20 protein-coding genes are annotated in these 17,133 nt (G+C 64.1%); 8 read left to right on the plus strand and 12 right to left on the minus strand.

Features of this window, described 5'->3' with window-relative positions; translation table 11 throughout:
- Positions 1-355: transposase (locus IAG25_RS33940; RefSeq protein WP_187608785.1), on the plus strand; the 355-nt coding region annotated here is incomplete at its 5' end.
- 135 nt (positions 356-490) lie between these two features.
- Here the strand turns inward: IAG25_RS33940 and cydB are convergent.
- Together cydB and IAG25_RS33950 are read right to left on the minus strand one after the other, a co-directional pair.
- Positions 491-1,495, minus strand: a complete 1,005-nt coding sequence (gene cydB, locus IAG25_RS33945; protein ID WP_187608786.1) for a cytochrome d ubiquinol oxidase subunit II — start codon at positions 1,493-1,495, stop codon at positions 491-493.
- Positions 1,496-1,515: 20 nt separating this feature from the next.
- Positions 1,516-2,973 carry a cytochrome ubiquinol oxidase subunit I gene (locus tag IAG25_RS33950; protein WP_187608787.1) on the minus strand — a complete coding sequence of 486 codons (1,458 nt, stop codon included), beginning with the start codon at positions 2,971-2,973 and terminating at the stop codon, positions 1,516-1,518.
- A gap of 239 nt (positions 2,974-3,212) precedes the next feature.
- Between IAG25_RS33950 and sugE the strand changes: the two genes are divergently transcribed.
- From sugE to IAG25_RS33985, 7 genes are all read left to right on the plus strand, one after another.
- On the plus strand, positions 3,213-3,533 hold the full coding sequence (sugE, locus tag IAG25_RS33955; RefSeq protein ID WP_035509964.1) for a quaternary ammonium compound efflux SMR transporter SugE: 321 nt from the start codon (positions 3,213-3,215) through the stop codon (positions 3,531-3,533).
- A 267-nt stretch (positions 3,534-3,800) separates the two neighbouring features.
- The gene (locus tag IAG25_RS33960) at positions 3,801-4,427 is read left to right on the plus strand and encodes a DUF4126 domain-containing protein (RefSeq protein ID WP_187608788.1); all 627 of its coding nucleotides are present in this window, start codon (positions 3,801-3,803) and stop codon (positions 4,425-4,427) included.
- Positions 4,428-4,525: 98 nt separating this feature from the next.
- Entirely contained in the window at positions 4,526-7,015 is a 2,490-nt protein-coding gene (locus IAG25_RS33965; protein ID WP_255504153.1) for an ABC transporter permease, read from the plus strand.
- A 17-nt stretch (positions 7,016-7,032) separates the two neighbouring features.
- On the plus strand, positions 7,033-7,446 hold the full coding sequence (locus tag IAG25_RS33970) for a group II truncated hemoglobin (RefSeq protein ID WP_035509974.1): 414 nt from the start codon (positions 7,033-7,035) through the stop codon (positions 7,444-7,446).
- 95 nt (positions 7,447-7,541) lie between these two features.
- Positions 7,542-8,273 (plus strand): alanyl-tRNA editing protein, encoded by a 732-nt coding sequence (locus IAG25_RS33975; protein WP_187608790.1) that lies wholly within the window; start codon positions 7,542-7,544, stop codon positions 8,271-8,273.
- A gap of 2 nt (positions 8,274-8,275) precedes the next feature.
- The gene (locus tag IAG25_RS33980) at positions 8,276-8,854 is read left to right on the plus strand and encodes a DUF924 family protein (protein ID WP_187608873.1); all 579 of its coding nucleotides are present in this window, start codon (positions 8,276-8,278) and stop codon (positions 8,852-8,854) included.
- Positions 8,855-9,046: 192 nt separating this feature from the next.
- Positions 9,047-9,829 carry a DUF5672 family protein gene (locus IAG25_RS33985; protein WP_255504147.1) on the plus strand — a complete coding sequence of 261 codons (783 nt, stop codon included), beginning with the start codon at positions 9,047-9,049 and terminating at the stop codon, positions 9,827-9,829.
- 13 nt (positions 9,830-9,842) lie between these two features.
- On the opposite strand, the gene IAG25_RS33990 is transcribed toward IAG25_RS33985, so the two are convergent.
- The 10 genes from IAG25_RS33990 to IAG25_RS34035 all read right to left on the minus strand — a co-directional run bounded on the left by IAG25_RS33990 (position 9,843) and on the right by IAG25_RS34035 (position 17,074).
- Complete coding sequence (locus IAG25_RS33990) at positions 9,843-10,589, minus strand: SDR family oxidoreductase (RefSeq protein WP_187608792.1); 747 nt, start codon at positions 10,587-10,589, stop codon at positions 9,843-9,845.
- 10 nt (positions 10,590-10,599) lie between these two features.
- On the minus strand, positions 10,600-11,184 hold the full coding sequence (locus IAG25_RS33995) for an LOG family protein (RefSeq protein ID WP_187608793.1): 585 nt from the start codon (positions 11,182-11,184) through the stop codon (positions 10,600-10,602).
- Positions 11,185-11,907 carry a TetR/AcrR family transcriptional regulator gene (locus IAG25_RS34000; protein ID WP_035509992.1) on the minus strand — a complete coding sequence of 241 codons (723 nt, stop codon included), beginning with the start codon at positions 11,905-11,907 and terminating at the stop codon, positions 11,185-11,187. It lies immediately after the preceding gene.
- Between the two features lie 144 nt (positions 11,908-12,051).
- Positions 12,052-12,606: a diacylglycerol kinase gene (locus IAG25_RS34005; RefSeq protein ID WP_187608794.1), complete on the minus strand. Its 555-nt coding sequence runs from the start codon at positions 12,604-12,606 to the stop codon at positions 12,052-12,054.
- Entirely contained in the window at positions 12,603-13,634 is a 1,032-nt protein-coding gene (locus IAG25_RS34010; protein ID WP_187608795.1) for a glycosyltransferase family 4 protein, read from the minus strand. Before IAG25_RS34010 ends, IAG25_RS34005 begins: the two co-directional genes overlap by 4 nt.
- Before the next feature lie 47 nt (positions 13,635-13,681).
- On the minus strand, positions 13,682-14,677 hold the full coding sequence (locus tag IAG25_RS34015; RefSeq protein WP_255504148.1) for a UDP-2,3-diacylglucosamine diphosphatase: 996 nt from the start codon (positions 14,675-14,677) through the stop codon (positions 13,682-13,684).
- A 67-nt stretch (positions 14,678-14,744) separates the two neighbouring features.
- On the minus strand, positions 14,745-15,230 hold the full coding sequence (locus IAG25_RS34020; RefSeq protein ID WP_187608875.1) for an RDD family protein: 486 nt from the start codon (positions 15,228-15,230) through the stop codon (positions 14,745-14,747).
- Positions 15,231-15,262: 32 nt separating this feature from the next.
- Complete coding sequence (locus IAG25_RS34025; RefSeq protein WP_187608796.1) at positions 15,263-16,033, minus strand: DUF3106 domain-containing protein; 771 nt, start codon at positions 16,031-16,033, stop codon at positions 15,263-15,265.
- 28 nt (positions 16,034-16,061) lie between these two features.
- A complete protein-coding gene (locus IAG25_RS34030) occupies positions 16,062-16,514 on the minus strand; it encodes a DUF3619 family protein (protein ID WP_187608797.1) in 453 nt (150 codons plus the stop codon).
- Positions 16,511-17,074, minus strand: a complete 564-nt coding sequence (locus IAG25_RS34035) for an RNA polymerase sigma factor (RefSeq protein ID WP_035510010.1) — start codon at positions 17,072-17,074, stop codon at positions 16,511-16,513. The genes IAG25_RS34030 and IAG25_RS34035 overlap by 4 nt, the downstream gene beginning before the upstream one ends.
- Positions 17,075-17,133 lie beyond the last annotated feature (59 nt).

The raw sequence follows: 17,133 nt of genomic DNA on the forward strand, positions 1-17,133 counted from the left end.
TCCGGGCGTCGGCAAGACCACAGCCGCGACGCTCATCGCCTTCCTGCCTGAATTGGGCTCCCTCAACAACCGACAGATCGCCTCGCTCGTCGGCCTCGCCCCATTCAACTCCGACAGTGGCACACACCGCGGCGAACGCCATACCAAAGGCGGGCGTCACTTCGTGCGCCGCGCCCTTTACATGGCCTGCGTCGCCGCGCAACGAGCCAATCCCTATCTCAAGGCGTTCTGCGACCAGCTACGCGCCAGAGGCAAAAAAACCAAGGTCGCCTTCGTCGCAGGCATGCGAAAACTCCTCACGCAGCTCAACGCCATGATGCGCGATGGCACAGCCTGGAATCCCCCAAAACCTTGATTCTTTACTCCCCACCGCTTGACTCTCAATACAGTTGCTTTCTTTGCAGCAGCAAAGAAAGTGACTGCCGCCCCGCACAGGGGCAGAGCTAATAGACCAAAAAGAAACCGGGATCCGGCGAAAGCCCAAAGTCCCTCACGCGTGGTAACCCAAATCCCCCCGCACTTTCCCGCGAAACACCCAATACGACCAGATCACATAGATCATGAGCACAGGCAGCAAAAACATCGTGCCGATCAGCAGAAACTGATGCGATAACGGCGCGGCGGACGCATCCCAGAGCGTGACGGAAGGCGGCGCGATGAACGGCCACAAGCTGATCACAAGCCCCGTGAAAGCGAGAAAGAAGAGCCCGATCGAGCACAGGAACGGCATCACTTCGCGGCCCTTCGCAAGACTCGACCACAGCGTCCACGCGAGCAGCACGGTGAGCACCGGCACGGGCGCAAACACGAAGCTCTGAGGAAAGCCGAACCAGCGCGCCGCGATGCGCGCATCCTTGAGCGGCGTCCAGATGCTGATGAGCAGAATAAACACGATCACGCCGAAGAGCGCATAGCGCGCCATGTTGCGGCTCCAGTGCTGGAGTTCACCTTCGGTCTTGAGGACGAGCCACGTCGTGCCTTGCAGCGCATAACCAAAGATCAGCCCCACACCGACCAGCAGCGGAAACGGCGCGACCCAGTTCCAGCTCGTACCCACATAGACGCGCCCTTCGATCGGAAAGCCCTGAATGAACATGCCGAGCACGATGCCCTGCGAAAACGTCGCGACCAGCGAGCCGCAGCCGAACGCGCCGTCCCACAGCCACTTGCGCGCACCGATCACCTCGCGGAACTCGAACGCGACACCGCGGAAAATCAGCCCGAGCAGCATGAAGAGAATCGGAAAATAGACCGCCGGCACGATGATCGCGAACGCAAGCGGAAACACCGCGAACAATCCGCCACCGCCGAGGACCAGCCAGGTCTCGTTGAAGTCCCAGACGGGCGCGACGGAGTTGATCATGAGGTTGCGCGATTCGGAATCGCGACGCAGCAGAAACATCATGCCGACGCCGAGATCGAAGCCGTCGAGCAGCACATACATGAATACCGCCAGCGCGAGAATGGCGGCCCACAGTGGCACGAGATCGAGCATCGCGTTCTCCGTTATCGACGTTAATTGCGCCCGCGGCCCGGCGGCACGATATCGTCGTCGCTGACGGGCCGCGCCGTGCCGCCCGCACTCGCCGATACCGCGGAAAGCGGACGCGCCGCGCGTGTTTTCGCATCCAGTTCGTCCTTCTCGTGCGCATGCGCGACTTCCGCCGGCCCGACGCGCACGAGCCGCCGCAGCAGGAAGAATCCCGCGCCGAAGATCACGACGTAAGCGACCACGTAGAGCAGCCACGAGATGCCGACATCGGTGGCGGTGAGCGATGGCGTCACCGAATCCTTCGTGCGCAAAATGCCGTACACGGTCCACGGCTGGCGGCCCGCCTCGGTCGTCGTCCAGCCGGCAATCACCGCGATGAAGCCGAGCGGCATCGCCCAGGTGGCCGCGCGCAACCAGCGCGAGCTCGTCTCGATCCGGCCGCGCGCGAACTGCACGATGCCCCACAGCACGAGCGCGAACATCAGCAGCGCGACGCCCACCATGATGTGAAAGGCGAAGAACACGACGGCCACGGGCGGCCGGTCCTCACGCGGAAAGTCCTTCAGCCCGCGCACGAAGCCGTTCGGATCGTGTGTCAGATAAAGGCTGCCGAGCACCGGAATCGAGATCTCGAAGCGATTGCGTTCTTCTTCCTGATCCGGGATCGAAAAGAGATTGGCCGGGATGCGCGTGCCCGATTCCCACAGGCCTTCCATCGCCGCGAGCTTGGCGGGCTGATGTTGCAACGTGTTGAGGCCGTGTGCGTCGCCGATCACCATCTGGATCGGCACCATGATGATGAGAAAGATCAGCGACATCTTCACCATCACGCGGCTTTCCTCGAGCGCGCGTCCCTGACGCAGATACATTGCGCCGATGCCGAGAATGACGAAGCCCGCCGTCACGAGAAACGCGCTCACCGTATGTCCGAGCCGGTACGGAAACGACGGCGTGAAGATCACATCGAAGAAACTCACCACTTCGAAGCGGCCGTCGGGCAGCATGCGATGGCCCTGCGGCGTCTGCATCCAGCTATTGACCGCGAGTATCCAGAACGACGAGATCACCGTGCCGGCGGCGACGAAAATCGCGGACATTACGTGCGCCCATTGCGGCACGAGCTTGCGCCCGAACAGCAGCACGCCGAGAAACGCCGATTCGAGGAAGAACGCCGTCAGCACTTCGTAGCCCATCAGCGGGCCGACGACGTTGGCGGTCGCGTCCGAAAAGCGGCTCCAGTTGGTGCCGAACTGAAACGGCATCACGATGCCCGACACCACACCCATGCCGAACGACACCGCGAAGATCTTCAGCCAGAACGCCGAGAGCCGCCGGTAGACGTCGCGTTTCGTGATCCACCAGTTGAATTCGAGCGTCGCGATGTAGCACGACAGGCCGACCGTGAACGCCGGCAGCAGAATATGAAACGCGACGACCCACGCGAACTGGAAGCGGGAGAGCAGGACGGAATCGACATCCATGAACGCTCCTTTGTTCAGGCTTTTGCAGCGGCTATGTCGAGGACGCGCGCAGCGCGCACGCGTTTTACTTAATACACGGTTTTCATGAACGCGGCCACGCACCGCGCGACGAGACACCGCATGCGCAGGGCCGCGAATGCACCAATTTGATACAATCTGGCTTTGGTCTTAGGCCATGTGGACGACCGCATGCGCCTCGTTTCATCGGGGACGGCCCCATTTTTCAAGGGAGTCGCCCGATGTCCTGGATTCTTCTCTTCATCGCCGGTCTGCTCGAAGTCGCGTGGGCCGCGGGTCTCAAATCGTCCGAAGGCTTCACCCGGCTCGGACCGTCAATCTTCACGCTCGTCACCGCAATCGGCAGTTTCGTGCTGCTCGCCATGGCCATGCGCCAGTTGCCCCTCGGCACGGCCTACGCCGTCTGGACGGGCATCGGCGCGGTCGGCGCGTTCGTGTTCGGCATCGTGTACATGGGCGAGGCTTTGTCGGCGGCGCGTATCGTGAGCGCGATGCTCATCGTCGCGGGGCTGGTCGGGCTCAAGCTCTCGTCGGGGCACTGAAGGCACATCCGTTGCGCCCGCGCCACCCCGCAGTGCGCTGGCGCACCTGGAACGCCATTCGCTCGAACCGTTGCTGCACCGCGCTTATCGGCGTGGATATAATGGTCTGAGTCATCCGGTTTTCGTCTGATTCCTATGTCCTGCTTTTTCGTTGTATCTTCGTGGATGTAGGCGGCTTCTTTCGATATTTACCGGGCAGACCGCATTTTTCAGCCGGCTGATCGTCCCTTGGCGACGCCGGCAGCAGGCAGCACTAGGGAGGCGGCAATGCTTGAGTCACTTTCGCTCGCAGCGGGTCTGTCATGGGCGAGCGGGTTGCGCCTGTACCTCACCGTTTTCATCGCCGGCATGTTCCAGCGCATGGGGCTCGTTCATCTGCCGGATACGCTCGCGGTCCTCGGCTCGCCGTGGGTGATCGGCGTCGCGGCGGTGCTCGCGCTCGTCGAATTTCTCGCCGACAAGATTCCCGCCGTCGATTCCCTGTGGGACGCCGTCCACACGTTCATCCGCATTCCGGCAGGCGCCGTGCTCGCGGCCGGTTCGCTCGGCCACGCCGATCCCGCCATGCTCACGATCGCGGCGCTCGCGGGCGGCACGCTCGCCGGGGCATCGCATTTCGCGAAGGCGGGCACGCGCGCGCTCATCAATCTTTCGCCGGAGCCCGTGTCGAACTGGGCGGCATCGACGACCGAGGATGTCGGCGCGCTCGCGGGCATCACGCTCGCGCTCTTCGTGCCGTTCCTGTTTCTCGTGCTCCTGATCGCGTTTCTGGTGCTCGCAGGCTGGGCGCTGCCGCGGCTCGCGCGAGGCGTACACGGCGGCGTGTCACGCATGGCCAAGCACATGTTGCCGAGCTCGGATCGCATGAACCGGCTGCGGAGCAAGCACGATTGAGCACCGCAATCCCGAACGATCAGGCTGCACGCAAGGCAGGGCATTCGCATCCGGCCATCAAACTCGGCTTCACGCAGACGGTGCGCCAGGCATGGCGCATGACCGGGCGCGACTGGCGCGCGGGCGAACTCACGATGCTCCTGCTCGCGCTGGTGCTCGCGGTGGCGGCGCTGTCGAGCGTCGGGTTTCTCGCGGATCGCATGCGTCAGGGGCTCGCTCGCGACGGGCGTCAGATGATCGCCGCCGATTTCGTCGTGCGCGCGGATCATCCCGTCGATCCGATGTTTGCGGCAGAAGCGAAGTCGCTCGGACTTGAGAGCGCGGGCACGACGATCTTCCCGAGCATGATCAGTTCGACGGCCGCGGAGCCGCTTTCCAGGCTCGCGGCGATCAAGGGCGTGACGCAAGGCTACCCGTTGCGCGGAGCGCTGCGCATCGCGCCCGGCACCGATGCCGCCGATGCGCCCGCGCACGGCATTCCCGCGCCCGGCACCGTCTGGGTCGATCCCGCCTTGCTCGATGCGCTCAAGACCCGGGTTGGCGGAACAGTGAAGGTCGGCACGCGCACGTTCACGGTCGCGGGCGTCATCACCCGCGAGCTGGATCGCGGCTTCTCGTTCGTCAACTTCTCGCCGCGCCTCATGATGCGCGCCGACGAGATCGCCGGAACGGGGCTCGTCGGCTATGGCAGCCGCGTGACGTATCGATTGCTCGTCGCCGGTTCAGACCCGCAAGTCGAGCGCTTCGCGAAGTTCGCGCGCGAGCAGGTCGATGGCGGCAAGCTGCGCGGCGTCGGCCTGGAATCGTTGTCCGACGGCCAGCCGCAGGTGCGCCAGACGATCGATCGCGCGAGCCACTTTCTCACGCTCGTCTCGCTTCTGACGGCGCTGCTCGCGGCGGTCGCGATCGCGATGGCCGCGCATCGTTTCGCGCGGCGGCATCTCGACGGTTGCGCCGCGATGCGCTGTCTCGGCGTCAGCCAGCGCACGCTGCGCGCGCTCTTTCTGAACGAGTTCCTCGCGATCGGCCTGATCGGCAGCGTGCTCGGCGTCATGCTGGGTTTCGGCGGCCATCTCGTGCTGCTGAACTGGCTCGGTTCGCTCGTCGATGTCGAGTTGCCGCAGCCCAGCGTGTGGCCGGCGCTGCAAGGCATCGCGATGGGCCTCGTGCTTCTGCTCGGCTTCGCGCTGCCGCCGCTCCTGCCGATCACGCGGGTGCCGCCGGTGCATGTGATCCGCCGCGAGCTCGGCGATGCGCAACGCGTCGCCCATGCCGCGTATGGCGTCGGCGTACTGCTGTTCGCGGCGCTCCTGATCGTCGCGGCGGGCGAGCTGAAGCTGGGCGGCATCGTCGCGGGCGGTTTCGCGGCCGGTCTGCTCGTGTTCGGCGCGATCGCGCGTGCGGCGCTCTGGGCGGCGGCGCGCTTCGTGCGCCGCGAGAAGAGCAGCGCGGGCGTCGGCTGGCGTTATGCGCTCGCGTCGCTGGAGCGGCGCAGCGGATCGAGCGCGCTGCAGATCACCGCGCTCGGCATCGGCTTGATGTGTCTGCTGCTCATCGGCATGACGCGCAACGATCTTATCAAGGGCTGGCGCGATGCGACGCCGCCCGACGCGCCGAACCAGTTTCTCATCGACATTCAGCCTGACCAACGCCCTGGCGTGCTCGACTACCTGCACACGCACGGCCAGCCCGACGCCACGCTCTCGCCGATGGTCCGCGCGCGCCTCGTCGCGATCAACGGCAAGCCGGTGAATCCGGACAACTACGACAAGGCCGATGCGAAGCGCCTCGTCGATCGCGAATTCAACCTCTCGTATACGACCGAGCTGCCCGGCGACAACCGCGTGACGCAAGGCGCGTGGTTCGGCAGGGACGGCAAGCCGCAGGTGTCGATCGAAGAGGGCATCGCGAAGACGATCCGCGTGAAGATGGGCGACACGCTGCGTTTCGACGTCGCCGGCCTGCCGGTCGAAGCGCCCGTGACGAGCGTGCGCAAGGTCGACTGGAACTCGTTCAAGGTCAATTTCTTCGTGCTGATGCCGCCCGATGCGCTCGCCGACCTTCCGGCAACCTTCATCACGAGCTTCCATCTGCCGGCGGAGGAACAGCGCGTGATCGACGGCCTCGTCGCGCGCTATCCGAACGTGACGGCCATCGACATCGCGCCGATTCTCGCGCAGATCCATCGCACGCTCGCGCAGGTGATCGGCGCGGTGCAGTTCCTGTTCATCTTCACGCTCGCCGCGGGCGTGCTCGTGCTGTACGCGGCGCTTGCCGGCACGCGCGACGAACGCGTGCGCGAGTCGGCGCTCCTGCGCGCGCTCGGCGCATCGCACAAGCAGGTGCGCTCGGTGCAGGTGGCCGAGTTCGTGGCCGTCGGCGCGCTCTCGGGGCTGATGGCCGCGATCGGCGCGCAGGTGATCGGCTATGTGCTCGCGGCGCGCGTGTTCGAGTTTCATATCGATTTCAATCCGTGGCTCGTGCCGACGGGCATCGTCGCGGGCGTCGCGTGCGCGGGGCTCGGCGGCTGGCTCAGCCTGCGTCGCGTGCTGTCGCGCCCGGCGCTGCAATCCCTGCGCGATGCCTAGTTTTCCGAATCAAAGCAATGACCGACGTAAATCCTCAAGACGAAGTACAAAAGCCGACCGCTTTCGAGCTGATCGGCGGCGAGGAGCGCGTGCGCGCGCTCGTCGATCGTTTCTATGACCTGATGGATCTGGAGCCCGAATTCGCGGGCATCCGCGCGCTGCATCCGCCGACGCTCGACAATTCGCGCAACAAGACCTTCTGGTTCCTGTGCGGCTGGATGGGCGGGCCGGATCACTACATAGACCGCTTCGGGCATCCGCGTCTGCGGGCTCGGCATCTGCCGTTCGCGATTGCATCGGACGAGCGCGATCAGTGGCTGCGCTGCATGGCGTGGGCGATGGAGGACATCGGCGTCGACGAAACCTTGCGCGAGCGCCTGCTCACGTCCTTTTTCGACACCGCCGACTGGATGCGCAACCGTCCCGGTTGATTCGCGCCGTTTTGTATCGGTTCAGGCGTGGCGCGCGTGGTGCATCATCGTCTGCGAATGGTTTCAACTCCCCCGCAAGACAAGGAATCGAAGACATGAGCACACGCGCACTCTTTCGCGAGGACGCCTATCTGACGCGTTGCGACGCGACCGTCACCGCCATCGACGAGCAGGGCATCCACCTCGATCAGACCGTGTTCTATCCGCTCGGCGGCGGTCAGGCCGGCGATGCGGGCACGCTGACGCTCGCGGACGGCACGGTCATCGCGATCGCCGAGACACGCAAGGCGAAGTTCGAAGGCGCGACGCCCGATGACGCCGTGCATGTGCCCGCGCCGGGTCAGGACGACGCGCTGGCAAAAATCGCGGTCGGCGGCAAGGTGAGCGCGGAGATTGACTGGGAGCAGCGTTATCGGCGGATGCGGCTGCATACGGCGAGCCATCTGATCTGCGCGGTGCTGCCGTTTCCGGTCGATGGCTGCAGCATCACGACCGATTACGCGCGCCTCGATCTGGCGACGGTCGAGCCGATCGAGCGCGAGGCCGTCGAAGCGAAGCTGAACGCGCTGATCGGCGGGGCGCACGGCGTGCATACCGAATGGATCACCGACGACGAGATGGCCGCGCGTCCCGAACTCGTGCGCACGATGAGCGTGAAGCCGCCGATGGGCCTCGGCCGCGTGCGTCTGCTGCGCATCGAGAACGTGGATCTGCAGCCGTGCGGCGGGACACATGTGCGCAATACCGGGGAAATCGGCGCGCTGCGCATCGCGAAGCTGGAGAAGAAGAGCGCACGCACGCGGCGGCTCGTGCTGGAACTCGTGTGAGCATGGACCCGCGTGCGCAGGCTGTGCTCGATCTCTGGTTCGGTGAGCCCGGCTCGCCGGATTTCGGCCAGGATCGCAAGCTCTGGTGGAAAAAGAAACGCGCTTTCGATTCGATGCTCACCGAGCGTTTCGGCGCGCTCGTCGAAGAGGCCCACGCGGGTGGTTTGCAGGACTGGGAGCGCACACCGGACGGCATGCTCGCGTTGATCGTTCTGCTCGATCAACTGTCGCGCAATTGCTATCGGAACACGCCGCGCGCGTTCGCGGGCGATCGCCGCGCGCTTGCGCTGGCGAGGACGCTGGTCGCGCGTGGCGACGATCTGCTTCTGCCGAGCGCGTATCACCGCGCGTTCGCCTACATGCCGTTCGAACACGACGAAACGCTGGAGAGCCAGCGCGAGTCGCTGCGTCTCTTCGGAAAACTAAAAGACGAGACGGGCGTTTCGAGCTTCTACGAATCGGCGATCGAGCATGCGGAGGTGATCGGACGCTTCGGACGCTTTCCGCATCGCAACCGGATTCTCGGGCGTGAGATGTCGGCCGATGAAGAAGCGTGGCTCGCGAGGCACGGCGGGTTTTGACCGTAACTGACTGATGCGGTGCTCTAAAATTGTACTTTATGGAAATCCTGAGTCGTCAACGTCAGGAAACCGAAACATTGTGCAACAATCGCCGCCGCCATGCCTGACTTTAGCAACATTACATTGGTCTCTGTGACCGGCTTGAACAATGCCCAGGGTGCGGCCTACTCGCTTGCGCTATGCAGTCGGCAAATGCCTCAAGCGAGCGCCTTGCTCTTCAGCCCTGAGCGCCCCGCCGATCTTCCGCCTCACATTCGCCACCGCGTCATCGCGCCGCTCAGCTATCACGAATACAGCTGGTTCATGATGTTCGCGCTTTGGAAATTCATCGACACCGAGTTTGCCCTCGTCGTACAGGAAGACGGCTGGATTCTCGACATCCGCAACTGGAGCGACGATTTCCTGAATTACGATTATCTCGGCGCGCCGATCGCGCTCGCGCGAGTCGATATGCCGGAAGGCATCATGTGGATGCGGAAGTTCAGCTGGTGCGAGCACTTGAGCAAGCCCGACCGGATTGTCCGGCCTGTGCTCAACGGAGGGTTCAGCCTGCGCAGCCGCCGTATGCTACGCGCATTGATCGATCATCCGCAGATTCGGGTGGAAATTCCGCCGCCCGATGTGATGGAGGTCGAGCCCATACACATGAGCTGGTTTCACGGTGTTTTGAACGAAGACGTTCAGCTTTCCGCTGTTCTGCGCCCACAACTCGAGGCGGCGGGACTGAAGTTCGCGCCGCTCGACCTGTGCCTCCAGTTCGCCGTGGAGGATATCGGGCCGCTTCATAACGGTCTGAATGCCAAGCATTTATTTGGGATGCATGGCTGGTGGCGTCGCCTTGCCGGCATCGACCCGCTCACCGTCCGATACGGCATCGCCCGGCAACTCGTGGACCAGAGCGACGGCGAGCGGACGATCATCGCCATGCTGCAAGCGCGCGGCTACCGCATCGAGTTTGACCCGAAGCCTCGATAGCGCCGCGTTCGCCTCACCGTCCGCCCGTCACATCCAGAATCGCCCCCGTCACATACGACGACGCATCCGAAAGCAGCCACACGATCGATTCGCCGACTTCATCGGCCGAGCCGGCGCGCCCGATCGGCGTCTGCACGCCGAGCACATGCGCGCGGTCCGGCTTGCCGCCGCTCGCGTGAATGTCGGTATCGATGAGGCCGGGGCGGATCGCGTTCACGCGCACGCCCTCGCGCCCGAGTTCCTTCGACAATCCGATGGTCAGCGTGTCGATCGCGCCCTTGGACCCCGCGTAGTCGACGTACTCGCCGGGACCGCCCAGCCGCGCCGCCGCCGACGACACGTTCACGAGCGATCCGCCCTTGCCGCCGCGCGAGCTCGACATGCGGCGCGCCGCCTCGCGCGCGACGAGATAGGCGCCGAGCACGTTGATGTCGAAGATGCGCTTCATGCGCGCGATATCCATGTCCGCGAGCGCCGATCCGGGCGCGACGATGCCCGCGTTGTTCACGACGCCATCGATCTTGCCGAAGGCTTTCTCGGTCGCATCGAACATCGCGATGATCGCGGCTTCGTCGCTCACGTCGCCGTGGATGGCGATCGCCTTGCCGCCCGCCGCCTGCACCGCCGCGACGGTTTCATCGGCGGCGGCTGCGTTCGACGCATAGTTCACGCCGACAGACCAGCCGCGCGCGCCCGCGAGCACCGCAGCCGAACGGCCGATGCCGCGACTCCCGCCCGTGATCAGAATGACTTTGGACATGCGCTGTTCCTCAGACGGCGTTACGTTTTTCGGACCACTTGTCGTTCGCGGGCGGAATGTAGCGCGCGAGCTTGTCGATCATTTCGGCGGGCTCGGCGGCGACCTGGATGATGTCCAGATACGGCGCGCGCATGAAACCTTCCTCGACGGTATGCCGCAGCATCGCGAGGAGCGGATCGAAGTAGCCGTTCACGTCGAAGAGGCCGACCGGCTTCTGGTGATAGCCGAGCTGCGCCCACGTGTAGACCTCGAAAAACTCCTCGAACGTGCCGACGCCGCCGGGCATCGCGACGAATGCATCGGAGAGATCGGCCATTTTCTTCTTGCGCTCGTGCATGTCGGGCACGACGTGCAGTTCGGTGAGATCGGTATGGCCGACTTCCTTCGCGAGCAGCAATTCGGGAATCACGCCGACCGCGCGCCCGCCCGCGGCGAGCACTTCATCGGCGATGAGGCCCATCAGGCCGACGCGGCCACCGCCGTACACGAGCGAAAGATTGTTCTGAACCAGCGCGCGGCCGAACGCCTTGGCCGCTTCCGCATAGACGGGGCGGGCTCCGTTCGAGGAGCCACAATAAACACACACTGCCTTCATTTATCTGGAATCCTTTGTTTCGGTCTTTGCATCGTCGCGCGGCGGCAGGAAGTCCGCGTACTCGCGCTTCGGCAGCTTACCGGATACGAGGTCGTCGAATAACTGGCGCGAGCGTCCGCGCAGATACGGCGCCATGATCGAGATGATATGCAGGCTCGCCTGATGCAGCTCGGCGCGGATCGCTTCCTGATCGTTGTACTTGCGCGGATTCATCACGTACTGATACGAGAGCCAGTACGTGGCGATCACGCCGATGTTGGTTGCGATCACCTTGATTTCTTCGGGCGTCGCGACCATTTCCTGATCGGCGACGAGCGCCTCGCACAACTGGCTCGCGAAATGCACCTTGTGCGTGATGATCTGCTTGAAGTGCGTCTCGAGCGTGCGGTTGCGCGCGAGCAGGTCGTTCAGGTCGCGATACAGGAAGCGGTAGGCCCAGAGGAAATCCGCCATGTATTGCAGATACGACCACATCTCGTCGATCGTCGGGCGATGATCGTCAGGAAAGCGCAGACGCTTCTGAATCTGCTGCTCGAACTGCGCGAAGATACTGTTGATGATGTCGTCTTTGTTGCGGAAATGGTAGTACAGGTTGCCTGGACTGATTTCCATCTCTTCGGCGATCGTCGTCGTGGTGACGTTCGGCTCGCCGATATCGTTGAACAACTTCAGCGACAGCTCGAGTATCCGTTCGCGGGTGCGGCGGGGTGGTTTGGCTTCCATGTCGTCCGACCTTGGGATCGGGCCGCGTCGGCTCGGGATGAGCGTTCGCGCGGCCGCTTCCGTTGCTATTTTTGAGAATATCGGACGATTATAAACCGGTCGTTCGGCCGCACGGATGCTGGCTTCGCGCGCGGGTGTTCTCTTTTATAAGATACGCCCGAGCCACGCGGATGCAAACGGCCACAGAATCAGGCCCCACGTGATGACGCAGACGCCGAGCGCCACCATCACCGCCGCACTGCCGAAATCCTTCGCCCGCTTCGACAGTTCGTGACGTTCGAGCGAAATGCGGTCGATCGCCGCCTCGACGCTCGAATTGAGCAATTCGACGATGAGCACGAGCAGCACCGACACGATCAGCGCTGCGCGCTCGACGGGCGAGACCGGCACGAAGAGGCTGCACGGCAACAGGATCGCGGCGAGCGTCAGTTCCTGGCGGAACGCGCTTTCCTCGCGGATCGCGACGCGAAAGCCATATAGCGAATTCTTCATCGCGTGCCACGCGCGCGTGAAGCCGCGATTGCCCTTGTACGGATTGAAGGGCAGATCGTCGGGGCCGAGCGGCTCGGCCGGTGGAGCAGGCTTACCGTCGATGTCTTCGATGTCGTCGTCGAACGGATCGCGCGCGCGGGGCGACGCGTACGTCCCGGCCCGCGCATTCGCTTCGGCCTTCTCCTGCGCCACGGCGCGTCGCGTCATGCGGCCGCCCGGTCCGAGCTGGCGTTGCGCGGCCCAAATTTCCGCAAATGCGATGCGAACTGCTCCGACGCCGCGCGCCACGAGAAGCGCTCGGCCCACGCACGCGCATCGGCGCGCTCGATCTTCAGTGCCTGCAGGCAGGCTTCGTGCAGATCGTCGTGGAGCGCGCCGGGGCCGTGTTCGCCGAGCACGTCGATCGGGCCCGTCACCGGATACGCCGCGACCGGCGTGCCGCAGGCCATCGCTTCGAGCAGCACCAGGCCGAAGGTATCGGTGCGGCTCGGAAACACGAATACGTCCGCCGCCGCGTAGACCTTCGCCAGTTCCGGCTGCGACAGCACGCCGAGATAGTTGACGTTCGTGTAGCGCGACTTCAGCTCCGCGAGCGCCGGGCCTTCGCCCGCGACCCACTTCGAACCGGGCAGATCGAGCTTCAGAAATGCCTCGACGTTCTTCTCGACCGCGACGCGCCCGACATACAGAAAGATCGGCCGCGCGGTGTTGAGCACCTTCGACTCCATCGGACGGAAGATATCGAGATCGACGCCGCGCGTCCACAGCACGACATTGGTGAAGCCGAAGCGCTCCAGATCGGCCTTGACGACGGGCGTCGGCGCCATCACCGCCTGCGAGTTCTTGTGGAACCAGTGCAGGAAGCGATATGTCAGCGCGACCGGAATGCCGAAGCGCGCGTTCACGTACTCAGGGAAGCGCGTGTGATAGGCGGTCGTGAACGGCAGTTTGTGTCGCAGCGCATACGAGCGCGCGGCGAGCCCGAGCGGGCCTTCGGTGGCGATATGCAGCGCGTCCGGCGCGAATGCGTCGATGCGCCGGGCGACGCGTTGTCCCGGCAGGAGCGACAGGCGAATCTCGGGATAGGTCGGGCAGGGGATCGTTCTGAATTCGAGCGGCGTGAGCAACTCGACGCGATGACCGAGCGCGGTGAGTTCCTTCGTCGTTTGCGTGAGTGTGCGCACGACGCCGTTGACCTGCGGCTCCCATGCATCGGTAACGATCATGATTTTCATCGATTCGGCCCAGAGTTGGTGTTGCTTGTTATGGCTTGGTGCGATGGCTAGACGGTCGCGCGTGCGCGCGTCGTGCGCGCTTCCGGCGAGCGCATCACGGTCCAGTAAACGATCTTCAGTTCACCTTCGTAGGTCTCGACGAGCGCCGAGAGACTTTCGACCCAGTCGCCGTCGTTGCAGTACAGAACGCCGTCGATGTCGCGGATCTCCGCCTTGTGGATGTGCCCGCACACCACGCCGTCGCAGCCGCGGCGGCGCGCTTCGTCGGTCATCACGCGCTCGAACTGCGAGATGAAGTTCACCGCGTTTTTCACCTGATGCTTCAGGTACTGCGAGAGCGACCAGTAATTGAAGCCCAGCTTCGTGCGCACGCGATTGAACCAGCGGTTGAGCAGCAGGATCATCGTGTAGGCGGTGTCGCCGAGATAGGCGAGCCACTTCGCGTGCTGGATCACGCCGTCGAAGAGATCGCCGTGCACGATCCACAGGCGCTTGCCCGCGAGCGTCGTGTGGAACGCTTCGCCGCGCACGTGGATATCGCCGAACGCGAGATCGCAGAACTGCCGCGCGGCTTCGTCGTGATTGCCGGGGATGAAGACGACCTGCGTGCCCTTGCGCGCCTTGCGCAGGATTTTCTGCACGACGTCGTTGTGCGCCTGCGGCCAGAACCAGCCCTTGCGCAACTGCCATCCGTCGATGATGTCGCCGACGAGATACAGATATTCCGACTCGTGATGCCGCAGGAAATCGAGGAGATATTGCGCCTGGCAGCCGCCTGAACCGAGATGGATGTCCGAGAGCCAGATCGTGCGATACCGATGCGGCTCGTCGGCCGGATCGGGGAGTTCGTCGTGATGGACGGGCGCGGCGGCGCGCGGGTCGGACAAGCCCGGCGCACCCGCCGAAGCGGACTCGGATGATTCGGTGGACTCCGATCGCAGTGCGAAGGGACCGGTACGCAGCTCGCTATTGTTGAAGCTGAACGGAGAGGGCGGGTCGATCGCCGGGTGAACTGACGAGTTGAAGGCCATTGGCTCGCGCATCGGGTTTCGGTATGCGCATTGCGCCATGCGGCTGTGACCGAGCCGTGACAGTCACGAGAAGTTCTTATTACTTGGCAGCGCGCTGAGCGGTGACGATGCGCGTGCCCGCGAGGCGATCGTGGAGAAATTGGCGCGCCGGATCGAGCCATACGGCGGCGGCCCACAATGCGACCCACGCCGCGAAGACGGCGAGCGTCTGCGGCACGGCGAGGGAGAAGAGGGGATGAAGCGCGAGCGGCGGAAGAAACCACAGCCACGCGAGCACATAGCGCGCAAACGCGCGCGCGGGTTTGACGGGCTGGCCCTGCGCATCGACGACCTTGAGGCGCCAGGTTTTCATCGGCAGGGTCTGGCCGCCGTGTGTCCAGAAATACACGAAGTACGCTGCGAGCACGATGCCGATCCACGACATCAGCCAGTTGTGATGCGTGAGGCCGTTGCGTTGCTGCGTGAGCGTGCTGAAGAGATAGCCCGCGAGGAACACGACGCCGAAGAGGATCACGCTTTCGTAGAGCATCGTCGCGAGGCGGCGGCGCAGCGTGGGCGCGCGCATCGGATCGATGGCGAGTGCTGCGGGCTGAGCGCTCACGAGCCGTTGTACATCGAAGGCGCCTGCTGCGGCGAGACCGGAATCGGCGTGGCCGGGACGATGCTCGCGGCGTTCGGAATGGCCGGTTGCATCGGCGTGCCGGAGATGGGCGCAGCCGGTGCGGCCGCAGCGCCCGATCCGCCTTCCGCGTGGCCGGGAACGTGCCCTTGTTCGCGTGCGGTGACGAGGCGGTTGATGTCCTTCACTTCGGTCTTGCCCGTGGGCGGCGCGGAGACGATCGTCGGACGACGCACGTGCTCGCTCGCGGCGAGCTTCTTCTTCTGCTCCTCGGAAAGCTTCTGATAGGCGTCCCACGCCTTTTCGCGCTTGTCGAGCGGCACCGATTTGGAAACCTGATAGTTCTCGCGCGCGACCTTGCGCTGGTCGGGCGTGAGACGCACCCATTCCTCCATGCGCTGATGCAGATGCTTCTGCGCCTCAGGCGACATCCGATGAAACCGGGACGCGATCTTGAGCCACTTTTGCTTTCGCTCGTCGGAAAATGTATCCCATTGCGTGGCGAAGGGCGCGAGCGCGGCATGCTGCGCTTCGGTGAGACGGCTCCAGGAGAGCGGTCCTTCGGCACCCAGCGCGGAGAGCGTCGAGGCGTTCGAATCCGCGCTCGTGCCCGAGCCGCCGCCCGGATTCGCGAGCGGTGAAGACGGAGCGCCAGCGGTGGAATAAAAGCGCGGATAAGTCGCGGCGAACGCAACCAGACCCGCAATCGCGCAACCAAAGACAATCGCGAGACCGCGCTTGTAACTCACCCGAAAATTCCCCCGCTGTATTCAGTGTTTAATGATTGCGCGTCAGGTACGCGTTGAAACCGTGATCCAGATAAGCGTCGATCGGCAGGCTGTCGCTCATCATGGCTGCGTCGATGTCGGCGAGTTCCGCCTTGCGCTGCTGATCTTCCCAGTACGCGATGCCCGCCAGCCCGATGATGAGCGCGGCGAGCGGCCACGCGAGGCCGAGCCCGCCGAGGCGCGCGAGCAGCCCCTTCGGACGATGATCGTCGCCGGCATCGCCGGTCGTGAGCGTGGCGCCCGCGCCGGCCAGGGCCGGCGTGAACGCGGGCGCTGTCATCGTGACGGCGACTTTCTCCGACTTCTTGCGCGCGATCGCCGCTCGGCGCGCCTCGCGCAGCCGGTCGACGGCGGCAGCCGGAATATTCGACGTGCTTTCGTCCAGTGCGCGCACGACCTTCAGCGCGAACTCGTTTTCCTTCGTTTCAAGAGCGGAACTCATAGCGTGATCCCTTTGGCTTTCAGGGCTTGTGCGAGAGTGTGCGTGGCGCGTGAGCAATGCGTCTTCACGCTGCCCTCGGAGCACCCCATCGCGGCGGCCGTCTCAGCGACATCCATGTCTTCCCAGTAACGCATGAGAAACGCTTCCCGTTGACGTGCCGGCAGTTTCTGGATTTCGGCGTCGATCAGATTCAATACCTGTTCGCGCTCCAGACGGTTCTCGCTGCTCTCGCTGCCGACCGCGCTGTCCTCGGATTCGAAGGTTTCGAGCGGGTCGAATTCGTCGTCGTCGGCGTTGCCGAAGGACGAGAAGAGGCTGACCCAGGTGTTACGCACCTTCTGGCGACGGAAATAATCGTGCGTCGCGTTCTGAAGGATACGCTGGAATAAAAGCGGAAGCTCGGATGATGGACGGTCGCCGTATTTCTCCGCCAGCTTGATCATCGCGTCCTGCACGATGTCGAGCGCCGCGTCGTCGTCGCGAACGGTATACACGGTCTGCTTGAACGCGCGTCTTTCGACGCCCGCCAGGAAGTCGGCGAGTTCCTTGTCTGATGCCATCCGTTGGGGACCCGGCGCAAGAGCTTGCGTCGAAAGGATCGTGGAGTTCTAGGAAAACC

Source organism: Caballeronia sp. EK (assembly GCF_014384845.1).
GTDB classification, from domain to species: domain Bacteria; phylum Pseudomonadota; class Gammaproteobacteria; order Burkholderiales; family Burkholderiaceae; genus Caballeronia; species Caballeronia jiangsuensis.